At 61.2% G+C, this 15,483-nt stretch carries 19 protein-coding genes; 15 read left to right on the top strand and 4 right to left on the bottom strand.

The window, feature by feature from the left end:
* Positions 1–462, bottom strand: a complete 462-nt coding sequence (locus GO988_RS13470; protein ID WP_157566282.1) for a hypothetical protein — start codon at positions 460–462, stop codon at positions 1–3.
* A gap of 28 nt (positions 463–490) precedes the next feature.
* A complete protein-coding gene (locus GO988_RS13465) occupies positions 491–1,243 on the bottom strand; it encodes a prolipoprotein diacylglyceryl transferase (protein WP_157566280.1) in 753 nt (250 codons plus the stop codon).
* Positions 1,244–1,350: 107 nt separating this feature from the next.
* On the opposite strand from GO988_RS13465, the gene GO988_RS13460 reads away from it, so the two are divergent.
* Together GO988_RS13460 and GO988_RS13455 are read left to right on the top strand one after the other, a co-directional pair.
* Entirely contained in the window at positions 1,351–1,881 is a 531-nt protein-coding gene (locus tag GO988_RS13460) for a hypothetical protein (protein WP_157566278.1), read from the top strand.
* An 84-nt stretch (positions 1,882–1,965) separates the two neighbouring features.
* Positions 1,966–2,493: a hypothetical protein gene (locus tag GO988_RS13455; RefSeq protein WP_157566276.1), complete on the top strand. Its 528-nt coding sequence runs from the start codon at positions 1,966–1,968 to the stop codon at positions 2,491–2,493.
* 88 nt (positions 2,494–2,581) lie between these two features.
* Here the strand turns inward: GO988_RS13455 and GO988_RS13450 are convergent, their stop codons facing one another.
* Entirely contained in the window at positions 2,582–3,580 is a 999-nt protein-coding gene (locus GO988_RS13450; protein WP_157566274.1) for an aldo/keto reductase, read from the bottom strand.
* A gap of 134 nt (positions 3,581–3,714) precedes the next feature.
* Here GO988_RS13450 and GO988_RS13445 point away from each other — a divergent pair, with 134 nt between their 5' ends.
* The 4 genes from GO988_RS13445 to GO988_RS13430 are packed head-to-tail and all read left to right on the top strand — an operon-like array spanning position 3,715 to position 6,355.
* Positions 3,715–4,179 carry a hypothetical protein gene (locus GO988_RS13445; RefSeq protein ID WP_157566272.1) on the top strand — a complete coding sequence of 155 codons (465 nt, stop codon included), beginning with the start codon at positions 3,715–3,717 and terminating at the stop codon, positions 4,177–4,179.
* A 55-nt stretch (positions 4,180–4,234) separates the two neighbouring features.
* On the top strand, positions 4,235–4,915 hold the full coding sequence (locus tag GO988_RS13440; RefSeq protein ID WP_157566270.1) for an SCO family protein: 681 nt from the start codon (positions 4,235–4,237) through the stop codon (positions 4,913–4,915).
* Positions 4,916–4,921: 6 nt separating this feature from the next.
* Positions 4,922–5,368: a c-type cytochrome gene (locus GO988_RS13435; protein WP_157566268.1), complete on the top strand. Its 447-nt coding sequence runs from the start codon at positions 4,922–4,924 to the stop codon at positions 5,366–5,368.
* A gap of 36 nt (positions 5,369–5,404) precedes the next feature.
* On the top strand, positions 5,405–6,355 hold the full coding sequence (locus GO988_RS13430; protein WP_157566266.1) for an enhanced serine sensitivity protein SseB C-terminal domain-containing protein: 951 nt from the start codon (positions 5,405–5,407) through the stop codon (positions 6,353–6,355).
* A 148-nt stretch (positions 6,356–6,503) separates the two neighbouring features.
* Here the strand turns inward: GO988_RS13430 and GO988_RS13425 are convergent, their stop codons facing one another.
* Positions 6,504–7,061, bottom strand: coding sequence for a DUF2062 domain-containing protein (locus tag GO988_RS13425; protein ID WP_157566264.1), 558 nt, complete (start codon positions 7,059–7,061; stop codon positions 6,504–6,506).
* A 130-nt stretch (positions 7,062–7,191) separates the two neighbouring features.
* Between GO988_RS13425 and GO988_RS13420 the strand changes: the two genes are divergently transcribed.
* The 9 genes from GO988_RS13420 (at position 7,192) to GO988_RS13380 (ending at position 15,471) form a co-directional block, all read left to right on the top strand.
* Positions 7,192–8,139 carry a YihY/virulence factor BrkB family protein gene (locus tag GO988_RS13420; RefSeq protein ID WP_157566262.1) on the top strand — a complete coding sequence of 316 codons (948 nt, stop codon included), beginning with the start codon at positions 7,192–7,194 and terminating at the stop codon, positions 8,137–8,139.
* A gap of 124 nt (positions 8,140–8,263) precedes the next feature.
* Positions 8,264–9,697, top strand: a complete 1,434-nt coding sequence (locus GO988_RS13415) for a DEAD/DEAH box helicase (RefSeq protein ID WP_157566260.1) — start codon at positions 8,264–8,266, stop codon at positions 9,695–9,697.
* A 161-nt stretch (positions 9,698–9,858) separates the two neighbouring features.
* Entirely contained in the window at positions 9,859–10,236 is a 378-nt protein-coding gene (locus tag GO988_RS13410; protein WP_157566258.1) for a low molecular weight protein tyrosine phosphatase family protein, read from the top strand.
* 27 nt (positions 10,237–10,263) lie between these two features.
* Entirely contained in the window at positions 10,264–11,304 is a 1,041-nt protein-coding gene (gene lpxD, locus GO988_RS13405) for a UDP-3-O-(3-hydroxymyristoyl)glucosamine N-acyltransferase (protein ID WP_157566256.1), read from the top strand.
* A 122-nt stretch (positions 11,305–11,426) separates the two neighbouring features.
* Positions 11,427–12,824, top strand: a complete 1,398-nt coding sequence (locus tag GO988_RS13400) for a bifunctional UDP-3-O-[3-hydroxymyristoyl] N-acetylglucosamine deacetylase/3-hydroxyacyl-ACP dehydratase (RefSeq protein ID WP_157566254.1) — start codon at positions 11,427–11,429, stop codon at positions 12,822–12,824.
* 116 nt (positions 12,825–12,940) lie between these two features.
* Positions 12,941–13,744, top strand: a complete 804-nt coding sequence (lpxA, locus tag GO988_RS13395; RefSeq protein WP_157566252.1) for an acyl-ACP--UDP-N-acetylglucosamine O-acyltransferase — start codon at positions 12,941–12,943, stop codon at positions 13,742–13,744.
* Positions 13,734–14,357 carry an ABC transporter ATP-binding protein gene (locus GO988_RS13390; protein WP_317164866.1) on the top strand — a complete coding sequence of 208 codons (624 nt, stop codon included), beginning with the start codon at positions 13,734–13,736 and terminating at the stop codon, positions 14,355–14,357. Before lpxA ends, GO988_RS13390 begins: the two co-directional genes overlap by 11 nt.
* Before the next feature lie 66 nt (positions 14,358–14,423).
* Complete coding sequence (locus GO988_RS13385) at positions 14,424–14,993, top strand: Uma2 family endonuclease (protein ID WP_157566248.1); 570 nt, start codon at positions 14,424–14,426, stop codon at positions 14,991–14,993.
* Between the two features lie 121 nt (positions 14,994–15,114).
* Positions 15,115–15,471, top strand: coding sequence for a hypothetical protein (locus GO988_RS13380; RefSeq protein WP_157566246.1), 357 nt, complete (start codon positions 15,115–15,117; stop codon positions 15,469–15,471).
* Positions 15,472–15,483: the final 12 nt, after the last annotated feature.

Below are 15,483 nucleotides of genomic sequence, written 5' to 3'. Positions count from 1 at the left end.
TTAGACAATGAGGTGCTTATTCAAAAGACCCTTTTCTTCCTCGGTAAGCTGGTCAGTCCGCAAGTAGATAGTGGCTTTATCAGGCAATTTTAATGCATAATAGCCGGTTTGCCACCTAATGCTTTTGAACGCTTTGAATTGGACTACTAACTCCGCATCCGCTTCCTGAAATTTTAATTCCGCTACCCCTATCTTCACCCCGAAGTTGAGAGATTGAAATAGCGCTGGGCGCACAGCAATAATTAGTAAAGGCTTGAGGGTGTAGTAAATACCATATAAGAAACAGAAGCCACCATACGCAACCAATGACCGATGGGCATTAAAATAGAATTCTGCTCCTGCACCAATTATAAGCGGCCCGCCAACCAAGCGCACTGTTTTAATCCAAGCTGTTTGACCTAAATAATACTCACGTAAAAACAGCCTGATACGCTCAGACTTACTCAGTATTTGCTGTGACACTTTGTATTTAAAATAGCATTTGATATAGTCACTGCTCTAGCCGCAGGCGAGCGCGCAACCACAGCCAAACATAATACCCTACCCCCGCTACGCACGCCCACTGTAGCGCCGTGAGCCCTACCCCCGGTAGCGCCGTTGTAGGCTTTAAAAACTCCACCAGCAGGCGAAAGACTAGATACCCCGCCAGAAACAGCTCGAAGCGGCGGCCATTGGGTAGCGGCTGGCGGCGCTCCAGCAGCCAAAGTGCGCCGCCGAGCAGCAACAGAAACCCGATTTCGTACAAGTTGGTGGGGTGGCGCCGGATACCATCGCCAAAATTGATGCCCCAGGGCAGGCGGGTAGCGGTGCCGAAGGTGCCATCGGTGAGGCCGCTAAGGTGGCAGCCGAGCCGGCCTATAGCCAGCCCCAGCAGCAATGGAAACACCATGAGGTCGCCGCTACTGGCCGTGATGCCGAGGCGCTTTTTGGTCAGCTCTACCCCTATCAAACCGCCCAGGAAGCCGCCCACAATGGTTTTGTTGGTGGTGTAGTAGAGCCAGCCGCCGGGCGGGTGCAGCAGCAAGGCCGGGTGTTCGAGCAGGCCCAGCAGGCGCGAGCCGAGCAGCGCGCCGGCCGCCGCACCCACGAATATCCACTGCCGGCCCTGGTCGCTGATGCGGTCGGGGGTGCGGGCGCGCAGCGCCGTATAGAAGCGGTAGCCCAGCGAATAGGCCAGCACCTCGCACAGCAGGTGAATGGGCAGGTGAAACGAGCCTAGCGTAAGTTGAACGGGGTAAGTCAAACGAGTGGCAGAAAACAGGCCAGACGACGCTGCCGGCAGCGCGGGCGGCAGCCCCCAAAGCTACAAGCTGGCGTAAGTTAGCCGGTATGAGGATTCCAGTAGGCTTTATGCGCCCGTCATCTGCCAGCCTTGTGCTGCTGGGGTTACTCGGGCTGCTGCTGTGGGGGCAGTGCGCGTTTCACCTCAACGAAAGCGGGTCGAAGACGCCAGCAGCGCCTAATCTGCACCTCAAGACAACCGTGCGGGTGGTCAGCGTTGATAGCCTGAGCACCCACGGGCCCGAGCTAGTCTACCTCAGCATCGGCCTGCGCAACCAGGCGCGCCAGCCCCTGCAAGTGGTGAGCCTGGACGGCGCGCTGTTTTTTGACAAGCAGCGCCTGGGGTTCAATCGCCACCCGGTAGGGCGTGGGGTAGTGGTACCCGGCGGAGCCGAGCGCGTTTTTGCGGTGGCTATGCGGCCTTATCAAGCTGATGATACTCACCAGGGCACAAACTTCGTTCTATTGCGCGCGGCCTGGCAGCAGCGAAAGCTTGCGCGCCACCACAGCCAAGTAACTGTCTTTTACGCCTATCAGCCCTACCCTGGCACACCGGAGCAAGCCAACTGGCGCCGCCGCACCGTGCCTTTGGTACGCTAAGCCACGGCGGAACAAACGGCGAGTAGGCGCTACTCCCTACTCGCCAACAAAATATTCACCTAGGCAAGCGGTAAGTTAGCCGCCGTGTTTACTCCGCGTTTACCCCGCCCTGGGTCGGCTAGCCTGTTGCTTTTGGGCCTAGTGGCGCTGCTGCTGTGGGGGCAATGCGGCGGGCGCAGCGGCCCCGATTATGCCGTACGCGTGGTGCGCGTCGATAGCCTGCGGGCGCCTTTCGCGGGTGCGCCGCCTAGGTTGTACCTCACCCTTGGCCTGCACAACCGCGAGCGGCACGATTTTACGGTGGAAAGCATGAGGGGGGTGCTGGTTTTCCGGGGGCTTTACTGGAATGACGTTAACGACCCGCAGCGCCCGGCCGTGGTACCCAGCCACACCGAACTGCTTGTGCCGCTGGTGCTTTGCCTCACCGACTCGCTGGCTTGCGTGCCCGACTCGCTGCGCCTGCTGCAACGGGCGCTACGCGGCGGCACCGCCCGCGATTCTACCCTAGAACTGGAATTTGGCTTGGACCTAAATACCGGCAGCAATGTTTCGCTCCATTACCTGGACCGCAGCTATCCGCTGCCCGCCATGCGCCCGCGCGGCCGCCCCTAACGCCAAGGGGCGGGACAGCTACGGCTACCCCGCCCCTGGCGACTCATGCTACTTCGCCACTTGGATTACTCGCGTAAAATCTTCAACGTTAGCGGCCTATCATGGCCATCATGGCCTCGGGGTAGCGCGTGCCGGCGGCCGCGCCTAGGGGTAGCAGCTCGTCGAGGTGGCGCAGCTCGTCGGCACTTAGTTTCACGTCGAGGGCGCCCACGTTTTCTTCGAGGTAGTTGACACGCTTGGTGCCAGGAATGGGCGCCAGGTCGTCGCCCTGGGCCAGCACCCAAGCCAGAGCCAGCTGGCTGGCCGATACGCCTTTTAGCTTGGCCAAATCGCGCAGGTGGTTGACGAGGTGCAGGTTCTTGTCGAAGTTATCACCCTGAAAGCGGGGCGAGAAGCGGCGGTAATCGTCGGGCGCGAAGTCTTCAAACTTCTGGATTTCGCCCGTCAGGAAGCCCCGGCCGAGCGGCGAATACGGCACCAGGCCAACGCCCAACTCGCGCAGCACGGGTAGGATATCTACTTCCACATCGCGGCTCCAGAGGCTATACTCGGTTTGCAGCGCCGAAATGGGGTGCGTGGCGTGGGCGCGGCGGATGGTATCAGCGCCGGCTTCGCTTAGGCCGAGGTAGCGCACTTTACCTTCTTCCACGAGGCGGCTCATCGCGCCCACGGTTTCCTCGATGGGCACAGTGGGGTCGACGCGGTGCTGGTAATATAGGTCGATGTAGTCGGTGCCCAGGCGCTTGAGGCTACCTTCGGCGGCCTGCCGCACGTACTCGGGCCGGCCGCTGATGCCCCGCTTGGCGGGGTCATGGGGGTCGCGCACGATGCCGAATTTAGTGGCCAGCACTACTTTGTCGCGGCGGCCGGTGCTTTCCTTAAAAAAGCGGCCCAGCAGCTCCTCGTTGGTGTAGGGGCCGTACATATCGGCCGTATCGAAGAAGCTTATTTCCAGTTCTAGCGCGCGGGCCAGGGTTCGCAGGCTTTCGGCATCGTCGGTGGGACCGTAGAAATCGGACATGCCCATGCAGCCGAGGCCGAGGGCAGAAACGCGGAGGCCGGAGCGGCCGAGTGGGCGAGTTTGCATAAAGTACAGAGAATAACTTGCAGGGAACACTTGACGGTGAATAAAGGCGCAACGGGGCCGATTGTTCACCACTAGCCTGTTCCCTGCAAACGATTCCCGACCCCCGCCGCCCCGGCCGGCGTTACCTTTGCGGCATGAAAAAAATGCTGCTTCTGCCGCTGTGCGCGGCCTTATTCGCATCGGCCGCCACCCTAACTAGTTGTGGCAACGGCGGCACTACCGCTCAGGCTCCGACTACCCCCGCCGCCCAGGCCAAGGCGGCCGAAGACAGCGTAATGGCCCGCCACGACCGCCTCATGGGCCAGTCGGAGCAGGTAGTGGAGCTGGCGGCCAAGCTGCAAGCCACGCCGCGCCCACCCCGCCCCCTGCTGGCCAAGCTGCAAGCCGCCGACCAGGCTATGATGACTTGGATGCACCAGTACCAGGCCCCCGACAGCGCCGCCCCCGCCCCACAGCGCCTAGCCTACCTGCAAGACCAGCAGCAGCAGTTGGCGGCCATCGAAAAGCAACTGACTTCGGCCCTCGACTCGGCCAAAGCGGCCGTGGGGCGCATGCCTGCCGCGGCCACCGCGGCCCCTACCCCCGCACCGGGGCAATAGCCTTTTCGCGGACTTGGCCGGAACCGGATGGCCTTCATTTTTGCTTAGTAATTTGATGCTCTACCACGCTTTTTGTCGCCTTGCGGCGCCGGCTTTGTTGGCTGGCCTGCTCCTGGCTAGTTGCGGCGGCCCGGCCGCCACCCAAACCGCCCGCCTACCCTACCTCGGCGAGCCCGAGGTACGCGCCCCCGGCGATACGGTGTACCCTACGGTGCCCGCTTTCCGGCTGCACGACCAGGATGGGAAGCTCGTCACCAACCAGAGCTTGGCGCACAAGGTCTATATCACCGATTTCTTTTTCGCTACCTGCCCCGGCATTTGCCCCAAAATGCAGAGCGAATTGCTGAAAGTATACAAGCAATACGCTACCAATCCGGGGGTAGTTTTTGTGTCGCACACCATTGACCCCGACCACGATAGCCTACCCGTACTGCGCGACTACGCTCGCCGCTTGGGCGTGGCCGACAACGGCGGCCACTGGCAGTTTGTGCGCGCCAGCCGCGACACGGCCTACGCGCTGGCCAAGGCCTATTTCACCGGGGCCATGCCCGATAAGGCGGCGCCCGGCGGCATTGCGCACAGCGGCACCTTCGCGCTGGTAGACGACCAGGGCCACGTGCGTGGCCTCTACGACAGCCTCAACCCCAACGAAACCGCCCGCCTCCAGAAAGAGCTGCCCGAGCTGCTGGCCGAGGTGAAAACCCGGCAGGGCCAGCCGGCCACGGCGCAGCGCTAGGTGGCTATGGTGCTGGCTGGCCGCTCGTTTGCGCTTCGTTACCTGCTGCCACTGGCGGGGCTGCTGGCGCTGCCCAGCTGCTTCACCAACAAGGGCCACCAGGGCGAGCGCCTGTATGGCCAGCACTGCGCCAGCTGCCACGGCGAGCAGGGCCAGGGCATTGGCCAGCTGGTGCCACCGCTGGCGGGCTCCGATTATTTGGCCCAGCACTCGGCCTCGCTAGCTTGCATTGTGCGCCAAGGCCTGAAAGGGCCTATTGTGGTGAATGGCGTGAGCTACAACCAATTGATGCTGGGGGTGCAGGACACGACCTCGCACCGCCACTTATCGCCGGCCCAGATTACCAACTTGCTCAATTATATTGAAACCCACTGGGGCAACCACCCTGGTCCGGCGGGTGCCCGCACCATTGCGGGCACCGAGGCCGAATTGCAGGCCTGCGGCGAACGCTAAGCTACCTTTGTTTCATCTGTTCATCTCTCTGTTATTATGGGTCTCTTCGACTTCCTAAAAAAACCTGAGTCGGCCCCGGCCACCCCTACCCCTCCCACCCCGGCCGAAGGCACGGCGGCCCCGGCTTCTAAGTCGGGTCCCCGCTACCAGGGTTCCAACTATGTGGCGCCGCCTACCCCCGGCATTCCGCCCATGCCCGAGCCGCTGGCCCAGCAGGCCCCCGCGCCGCCCGAGCCGGAGTTCCCCTTCGAGCCCCAGAATATTCTGGAGCACTTGCTGCTGCTGGCCCCGGTGGATGAAAACGCCCGCCCGGCGTTTTACCAGGCTCTGCTGCAAGAAAACATTCTGATGGTGCTGGCGCCCGACGAAAACCTTAAGCCCGGCGAAGTACAACTCGAAGAAGGCCAGCAGATTCAACTACAAGTATTGCAAGATGGCCGCCTGCCCATCTTCACCTCGGAGGCACGCCTGCACGACGGCGGCCTCGACCACAGCGACATGAGCTGGGTGCCGATTCCGGGCCAGGCGTTCTTCGCCATGGTGCAGGGCCAAGACTGCGTGCTGAACCCCTTTTCGCCAGCTGGCAAGCTGCTGCCGGCCGCCGAAATCCAGGCCCTGCTGGCGGGCCAGCTCAGCCAGGGCGGTGGCCTACCCGCCGATGCCCAAGTGACGCTCAGCACCCCCGACCCGCTGCCCGAAGGGCTGGTAGAGTCGCTGGCAACTTTCGCCGCCACCCAGCCGGCTATCAACGCTATCTATGTGGCGCAGATGCAGCTAGCCGGCGACACCAGCCAGCCCCCGCGTCTGCTGCTAGGCTTTGCCACCACCGACCAGAACCCCGAGTTTATGAGCCAGCTTGGCCAAGCGCTGGAAGGCCGTACCGGCGATTTCCAGCACGTGGATTTGATGCTGCTCGATTTGACTTCGGACGAGGGTGTGAACCCGTACTTCCGCCAGCCCGAAGTAGCGCCTATTTACCAAGCGTAGGCTAAGAGCTAGTCTAAACTAGCACGTCCTGCTAAGCTTGCCGAAGCATCTCGCTCGCGCCATTGGGTTACTAATCCGACGATGCGGCCAAGATGCTTCGGCAAGCTCAGCAGGACGTTTTTATTTTTTGATTACTCAACTCCTACCCCTACTTTAGAACTACCGGCACCACTGCTTCGGCTTCTTCGTGGCGCTTCACCAGCTTGCGAAATAATGGTTGCAGCCCCACATAAAGTGCAAGCACCACGGGTATGGCGGCTACGGCCCAAATCAGGAGGGCCCCCAATTCGGCGCGCCATAATAGGTGCAGCACGCCCCAGCCTTGGGTGCTGATGAGGTGCTTTATCTGGTCGATGCTCAGGTGAGCCACTTCTTGGCCGTGGCCGAGCAGCGCGGCGCCCCAGCGCAGCAAAGGCAGCAGCAGCAGCACTTGCAGCGGGCTTAGCAGGTGGCATACTAGCTGCATAGCTGCCACATTGAGGCGCAGCCGCAGCGACACCAGCGTGCTGATAAGGGTGGTGAGGCCAAAGATGGGCGCCAGCCCAAACGCTACCCCCAGCCCCACCGTGAGCGCCAGGCTACTGGGAGCTAGGCCTGCCTTAAGCAGGCTCATAAACGGGTCGAGGAGCCGGCGCTGCACCCAAGTGCGAGGGGGCGGCTCGGGCAGCGCCCGCACGCCAGCGGCTGATATAGAAGTGATAGTCATGCGTAACTAGCCGAGATAATACGTGTTAGGTCCTACCCCCAGCCAGCCCGGCGGGGGTAGCGGCCAAGGTCAGCCGTGCTTTTTTACCCAGTCTGGCACAAAATGTTGTCTGACTGGCGTTAAGTTTCCTATGCCTAAGCCCCAAGCTTCCGTTTCTATCCTCCCTCCCCACCACCTGCCCTGGTGGCTAGAGCAGTGGCTGTTACTGCGCCGCGCTGCCCGCGAGCTGGGCGACAACGACCCCCTGCGGCTGGGCGCGGCCACGGCTTTCTTTACGTCGTTTGCCCTACCCCCCATCGTCATCATCTTGGTGCAATTGCTGGGCTCGGTGTACTCGGCGCGCGGCGCCCGCATGATGCTGCTAACCAAGCTGAGCCAACTGCTAGGCGCCTCGGCGGCCGGCATGGTCGAGCAAACGGTGCACAACGTGGCCAATGCGGGCCGCACCCGGCTCATTACGTGGCTGGGGTTTGCCTTTTTGGTGTTCGTAGCCACTACGCTATTCACCGTTATTCAACACTCGCTCAATCAGTTATGGCACGTGCGGCCGCGGCGTCAGCTTAGCCAGGTGGCGGTGGCGCTGCGCGAGCGCGTGCGCTCGGCGGGTGTGCTGCTGGCCACGGCGGGGCTATCGGTTCTAGCTTTTTCGGCCGATGCCGCGCTGGGGTTTTTCGCCAATGCCATTGCCGGCTTCGACGCCACGTTTGCCTACTACTTGGTGCAGGGCCTGAACGCAGTGGTGAGCCTGCTCATTCTGGCGGCGTGGTGTGGCTACGTGTTTCGCACGCTCAGCGCAGCCAAAGTACCCTGGCGGGCAGTGCGGCGCGGCGCGGTGCTCACGGCAGTGCTCATTGAGGCGGGCGAACGGGTACTGAGCTTGCTGCTGGTAGGCCGCGACCTAGGCCCCATCTACGGCCCAGCGGCCAGCTTGGTGCTGGTGCTGCTGTTCGTGTTTTACTCGGCCATGATTTTTTATTTTGGCGCGGCTTTTACCCAAGCCTACGCGCACCATGTGGGGCTCGACATCCGGCCCAAGAAGTCCGCTGTGCGCTACCGGTTGGTTAATATAGCGGAGTAAGTCACGGATGTAGCAGGTGGAATTATAGCCTCAACTTTGCTCATTTCTCCTTCCAAACGCCTGATTTTAAACTCCAAACCTTTCCTGCCAAATTCCCCATTGCCGCCGGCCGTACCTTTGCTGAGTGAATACCCCCGCATCTTTCGCCGATTTTAACCTCTCGGCCCCGCTCCTCCAGGCACTGGCCGAGCTGAACTTTACGCAGCCTACCCCCGTGCAGGCGCTCGTGCTCGCGCCCGCCCTCGAAGGGCAGGACGTGGCTGGCCAAGCGCCCACTGGCTCGGGCAAAACTGCGGCCTATGGCCTCGCCATCTTGGCCCAAATTGACCCCAAGGTGAAGGCCGTGCAGGCCATCATTATTGTGCCGGCCCGCGAGTTGGCCTTGCAAGTACGCGAGGCGCTCAAGTCGCTGGGCAAGTACCTAGAGGCGCCCGGCCTGCGGGTAGCGGCCCTCTACGGCGGCCACGCCATGCGCGACGAGGTGAAGACCTTGCAGCAAACGCCGCACATAGTGGTGGCTACCCCCGGCCGTTTACTCGACCACCTAGAAAAGCGCAATATCATCCCGAACCAGCTCAAAGTCATGGTATTGGATGAGGCCGATAAGTTGCTGGAGCTGAAATTTCAGCAGGAAATGGCGACCATCGTTAGCCGCTTGCCCCGGCGCCGGCAAACGCTCTTGTTCTCGGCCACCATGCCCGATAAGGTGATGGCCCTGGTGCGCGATTACCTCACTCGCCCGCGCATGCTGGCCGCCTCCGGCGGCCTGGGCAACGACGCCCACGGCGAGGCGGGCGCGGCCAGCATGCCGTCGTCGCTCACGCTGCGCGGCCACTTGTTGAACGCCGTGGAGCAAAAGCCCGCCGCCCTCTACCACCTGTTGCAGCAGCCCGGCACCGGCCAAACGCTCATCTTCGCCAATACCCGCGAGTTGGTGCAGGAGCTGGCGCAGTTTCTGCGCGGCCGGGGGGTAGCTGCCGAGGTACTGCACGGCAAATTGCCCCAGCCCGAGCGCGACAAAGCCCTCATGAAGCTGCGCAATAACTCGGCGCAGGCCTTGGTAGCCACCGACGTAGCTGCCCGCGGCCTCGATGTGCCTTCGCTCGACACGGTCATCCAGTACGACCTGCCGCATGATGCCGAAACCTTCCAGCACCGCGCCGGGCGCACGGCGCGGGCGGGCGTAGCGGGCACCGCCCACCTGCTCGCTACCCCCCCCGAGCAAACCAGGGTACAGGGCTGGCCCGCCGCCCAAGATGTGCAGTGGGCCCGCCTAAGCCCGCCGCCTCTGCCCGCCGCCAGCGCCCCGCGCCCGCCCCGCCCCGAAACGGTGACGCTCCACGTTACGGCCGGCAAAAAGCACAAAGTGAGCGCCCACGACTTGGTAGGTGCCTTCGTCAACGTGGGCGGCCTCGACCGCGAAGCTATTGGCCGCATCGAAGTGTTCGATTTTTATTCGTACGTGGCCGTGCCGCGCGCGCAAGCCGCGCAATTGCTGGAGCGCCTGAATGGCGCCAAGGTAAAAGGCGTGAAAGTGCGCGTAACGGATGTGGATTAAGTAAGGAATTATCGTAAAAAGGGACCGTTATGCCGAGCGCAGCGCAGCATCTCGCGTGCAGCAGTAATTTCTAACGCCAGGGGTTACTGCCCCACGCGAGATGCTGCGCTGCGCTCGGCATAACGGTCTATTAGAAAGCTGTCTATCCTTGCTTTCAATTAATGCCTCTATCGCCAACCCCTACCCCCTCCCTACCACGCCAGCTGCTTTTTATTTGCAGTCAAAACCGCTGGCGCAGCCTCACGGCCGAGCGCCTTTTTGATGAGCATCCGCTGATGCAGGCCCGCTCGGCAGGCACCGAGCCGGGCGCGCGGATACGGGTTTCGGCCGGGCACCTGGGCTGGGCCGACATCGTATTTGTGATGGAAAAACGGCACGCCGACCGCCTGCGCGCCAAGTTTCAAGACGAGCTGCGCGGCAAGGCAATTATCAACCTGCGCATCCCCGACGACTATCCCTTTCAGGACGCGGCGCTTATCGACTTGCTGCGTGCGCGGCTGCACGATTACTTCGGCACCGATATTCTGCACCTGCCGTAGCGGGCGCGGCCCGTACTTTTGCGGCCTATGGAATTTACCGTTGGTCAGATTGCCCACGTGCTGGGCGGCACCGTCGAAGGCGACGCCACCGCTGCCGTTACCGGCCTGGCAAAAATTGAAGAAGCCGGCCCCGGCTCCTTGGCGTTCCTGGCGAATGCCAAATACGAGCCCTACCTCTACACTACTGGCGCTACCGCCGTCATTGTCAGCCCCGAGTTGATTTTGCGCCAGCCGGTAAGCCCTACCCTCATCCGGGTAACCGAGCCCTATTTGGCCTTTACCAAGCTGCTCGAATTTTACCAGCAAGCGACCCGCACGGCGCGGCGCGGCGTTGAGCAGCCCGCCTTTATGGGCGAGAGCTCCACAATTGGCGCCGGGCATTACCGCGGCGCTTTTTCGTACATCGGCGAGGGCTGCGTGCTGGGCGAAAACGTGCTGATTTTTCCGCACGCCTACATCGGCGACCGGGTGCGCATCGGCGACAATAGTATTATTCACGCGGGGGCCAAGATTTATTCCGACACCGTCATCGGCCAGCGTTGCGTGGTGAAGGCCGGCGCAGTCGTGGGCACCGATGGCTTTGGCTTCGCGCCGCAGGCCGACGGCTCATACAAGGCCATTCCGCAGATTGGGAACGTGGTGCTCGAAGACGATGTGAGCATCGGCGCCAACGCCACCATCGACTGCGCCACCATGGGCAGCACGGTGGTGCGGCAAGGCGCTAAAATTGACAACCTTGTGCAACTGGCGCACAACGTGGAAATTGGCCGCCACACCGTGATAGCGGCTCAAACCGGTATTGCGGGCTCGGCCAAAGTGGGCGACTATTGCGTGTTGGCCGGGCAAGTAGGCATGGCTGGCCACGTATCGCTGGCCAACAAAACCACCGTCACAGCGCAGGCTGGTATCGGCAAAACGGTGCGGCAGGAAGGCCAGATTTTGCAAGGCTCTACCGCCTTCGATTTTAAGCAGAACCAGCGGGCCCAGGTTGTTTTTCGGCGCCTGCCCGAGCTGGAACAACGCGTGGTGAACCTCGAAAAAAACCAGCCAGCGCCGGAAAAGCTTTAGCTTTGCACCCGGTTTGAGCCGTTGGCTGTTAGCTGTTAGCTGTTAGCGACGTTCTGACTTCTTTTTTTAGCTTTCCTGACCCCAAAGCTATTAGCCAACAGCTGACAGCTAACAGCTTCTAAATGAACGACAAACAACACACCATCAAGGCCCCCGTTACGGTGCGGGGCATTGGCCTCCACACTGGCGCCGAGGCTACCATGACTTTCTGTCCTGCGCCCGTGGGCCACGGCTACAAGTTTCAGCGCGTTGATTTGCCTGGCCAGCCCCTCGTGGATGCCGACGTCGACAACGTGGTGGACCTTTCACGCGGGACGACCATTGAGCAGAACGGCGCTCGCATCAACACCGTGGAGCACACGCTGGCGGCGCTAGTGGGCTTGCAGCTCGATAACGTGCTCATCCAGCTCAGTGGCCCCGAGCCGCCCATCATGGATGGCTCGTCGTTTGAGTTCATCAAGGCCCTTAATACGGTGGGCTTTGAGGAGCAAAATGCACTGCGCAACTATTACGAGATTCCCGACACTATCCGCTACATGGATAATGCGCGGGGCGTCGAAATAGCAGCCCTACCCCTCTCCGACTACCGCCTCACGGTGATGGTTGACTACAACTCGCCGGTCCTAGGCTCGCAGCACGCGTCGCTCACCGATATTGGGCAGTTTAGCGACGAGATTGCTTCGTCGCGCACTTTCTGCTTCTTGCACGAGTTAGAATACCTCTACAAGTCAAACCTCATCAAGGGGGGCGATTTGAGCAACGCCATCGTGGTCGTTGACCGCGCCGTGAGCGAAGACGAGCTCGACGAACTCGCCGCCATGCTGGGCAAGCCCAAGGTGTCGGTAAAAAAGGAAGGCATCCTCAACAACGTGGACCTGCGCCACAAAAACGAGCCCGCCCGTCACAAGCTGCTCGACCTCGTGGGCGACCTCGCCCTGGTAGGCCGCCCGCTGAAAGGCCAGATTCTGGCCGCTCGCCCCGGCCACGCGGCCAACGTAGCCTTCGCCAAGCGCATCAAAAAGCGCATGCTCGAAGACCGCACCAGCGCGGTGCCAGTGTACGACCCCGCCCGCGAGCCGGTGATGGACATTAACCGCATTATGCAGGTGCTGCCGCATCGCTACCCCTTCCTGCTGCTCGACAAGGTCATTCACCTTGACTCGCAGATGGTGACGGCGGTGAAAAATATCACCATGAACGAGCCCTTTTTCCAGGGTCATTTTCCGGGTAATCCTGTGATGCCCGGCGTGTTGCAGATTGAGGCCATGGCCCAGACTGGCGGCATTTTGGTGATGAATACCGTACCCGACCCCGAGAACTATTGGCAGTATTTTTTGGGTATTGAGAATGCGCGCTTCCGCAAAAAGGTACTGCCCGGCGACACCGTTATTTTTCATTGCCAGCTCACGGCCCCTATCAAGCGCGGCATTGCCAAAATGAAAGGCCAGGCCTTTGTGAATGGCAAAGTGGTGTGCGACGCCGAGATGAGCGCCGCCATCGTGCGCAAGGATAACGTTTAGTTTAATTATGAAGCTATTGAATTATGGGCTATAAGCTGGCGTTTACCCTCCCAAATTGCTTGGCTTATACCCACTTAATTCTTAACTCATAATTTATAATCCATCAATTCCCAAAAATGATTTCTCCGCTCGCCTATATCCACCCCGCTGCCCGGCTTGCGCCGGGGGTTACCGTCGAACCGTTCACTACCATTGCCGGCGACGTGGAGATTGGCGAAAATACTTGGATTGGTCCCAACGTGACCATTATGGATGGGGCGCGCATTGGCGCGCACTGCCAGATATTTCCGGGCGCCGTGGTATCGGCTATTCCGCAAGATTTGAAGTTTGCTGGTGAAGTAACCACGGCCCACGTGGGCGACTACACTGTGCTGCGCGAGTGCGTGACCGTGAATCGCGGCACCATCGACCGCGGGCGCACCGTGGTGGGCAGCCACTGCCTGCTACAGGCCTATGTACACATCGCCCACGATTGCCTAGTGGGCGACCACTGCGTTATCTCCAATGCTACCCAAATGGCGGGCCACGTGCAAGTGGGCGAATGGGCAATTATCGGCGGCACCACGGCCATTCACCAGTTTACTAAGATTGGCGCGCACTCCTTTATTGCGGGGGGCTCGCTGGTGCGCTCCGATGTGCCGCCTTTTGTGAAAGCCGCTCGCGAGCCGCTTACCTACGCTGGGGTTAACTCGGTGGGCATGAGCCGCCGCGGTTTTTCCGAAGCGCGCATCCACGAAATTCATGAGTTGTACCGGCTGCTTTATTTGAGCGGTATGGGCATGCAAGATGCCCTCACGCGCATCGAGGCCGAAGTGCCTTTTTCGGTGGAGCGTGATACGGTAGTGGAGTTTGTGCGCGGCGCCGAGCGCGGCATTATTAAAGGCCCCGGCCGCCGCAAAAGCGAAGAAAGTGCAGATTAAAGCCCACGGGCTGGGCCGTCGCTACGGTCGCCAATGGATTTTTAAAGGCCTGAGCCACGATTTTCGGCCCGGCACGGCCACGGCGGTGCTGGGCCCCAACGGCGCGGGCAAGAGCACCCTGCTCAGCATTTTAGCAGGCCAGCTCCTACCCACCGCTGGCGAGCTGACCTATACGCTGGGCGGCCAGCCGCTGCCCGTGGCCGAGGTGCCGCGCCAGCTCGCTTACTGCGCCCCCTATCTTGAACTGCCCGAAGACTTTACGCTGCTAGAACTGCTAGCCTTTCACACGCGCCTCAAACCGCTGCGGCCGGGCCTTACCCCCGCCGCGTTGGTTGAGCTCATGTACTTGCAAAAGGCGCGGCACCAGCCGGTGCGCGAGTTTTCGTCGGGCATGAAGCAGCGCCTCAAGCTAGGGCTGGCGCTGTACGCGGCAGCCCCGCTGCTGCTGCTCGACGAGCCCACCACCAACCTAGATGCCACCGGTGCGGCCTGGTATCTGGAGCACGTGGCGCGAGTGCGCGACGCGGGCCGGCTGGTTATCGTTTCCTCCAACGTGCCGGCCGAATATGCCTTTTGCGAGGCGCAAGTGCGGATTACGGACTTCCAGTCGTAGCCCGGGGGTAGGGAATGGAGTGGCGGGCAGCCGTATGTTTAACGAAATTATTCCACCTTTTACCCCATGCCTACCCCCCCTTCTAGCCCCGAAGAGGCCTACCTAGCTGCCGAGCGACGGGCGTCTCAACCCAGCGAATACGTGAATGGGGAAGTGCTGCCAATGCCGGCCATGAGCGAGGCGCACGCCATGCTGGCGGGCAATATCTGCACCAGCCTGGCCCAGCAGCTAAACGGCCGCCCCTGGAAAGTGCAGGGTAGCCACCGGCGCCTATACGTGCCCGACGGCCCGCTCTATACCTACCCCGACGCGGCGCTGGTGTGCGGCGAAGCGGAGTTTTGGCCCGATGGCCACCACGATAACCTGCTCAACCCCAGCCTACTAGTTAAGGTATTGCCCCACGCAATGCCCGCGCATTTTGCCCAGGTATTTGAGTCGTACTACCGCATTCCAACGGTGCAGCACGTGCTGCTGGTAACGGAGTACGCGGCCCGCGTGTCGCTAGGTTCGCGCAATGAAAACGGGCTGCTGAACGTGTATGGCTTTACCGGGCTGGACGACGTGATTTTGCTACCCGATTTGGGCATGGAACTGCCGCTGGCCGAAATTTACCAAAACGTAGCCCTGCGCGCCTGAGCCTGCGGCAGCTGGCCAATCAGAAAAAATGAAGGTCGAATAAAACCCATTTCGGCTCCGGCCGTATCTTCGCAGCTCCGTTAGAAACCTTATTTATTCACTTCCTGCTGCCCTTTTTGCCATGCGACAGTACGATAACCTGGACGACGACGCCCTCGAAGACGACGATAACCTAGACACTTTTGCACGCACCGGCGGGGCCAAAACCCGCGGCTCGGGCGAAGACCAGCTGTCGGCCAAATACGCCGACTACCTGATGTGGCGCGATACCGGCTCTTCGCACGATGAGGCACTGGACCTCGCTTCGATGACCGAAGACGAGTTTTCGACCGCCGAAGCGGCTGAAGACCCCGATGGCAGCATCGGCCTGAGCCCCTTGGAAGATGACGACCTCGACGCCGATGATGACGATGACGACTCCTTCGGCAGTGGTGGCTCGCGCGGCCGCAGCCGCGGCGACGACTACGACGATTTCTAAGCTAGCCTAGCT

It is taken from the genome of Hymenobacter ginkgonis, assembly GCF_009755225.1.
GTDB classification, from domain to species: Bacteria; Bacteroidota; Bacteroidia; order Cytophagales; family Hymenobacteraceae; genus Hymenobacter; species Hymenobacter ginkgonis.
The sequence above is the reverse complement of the archived record's forward strand: the minus strand, read 5'-3'. Positions and strand labels throughout refer to the sequence as shown.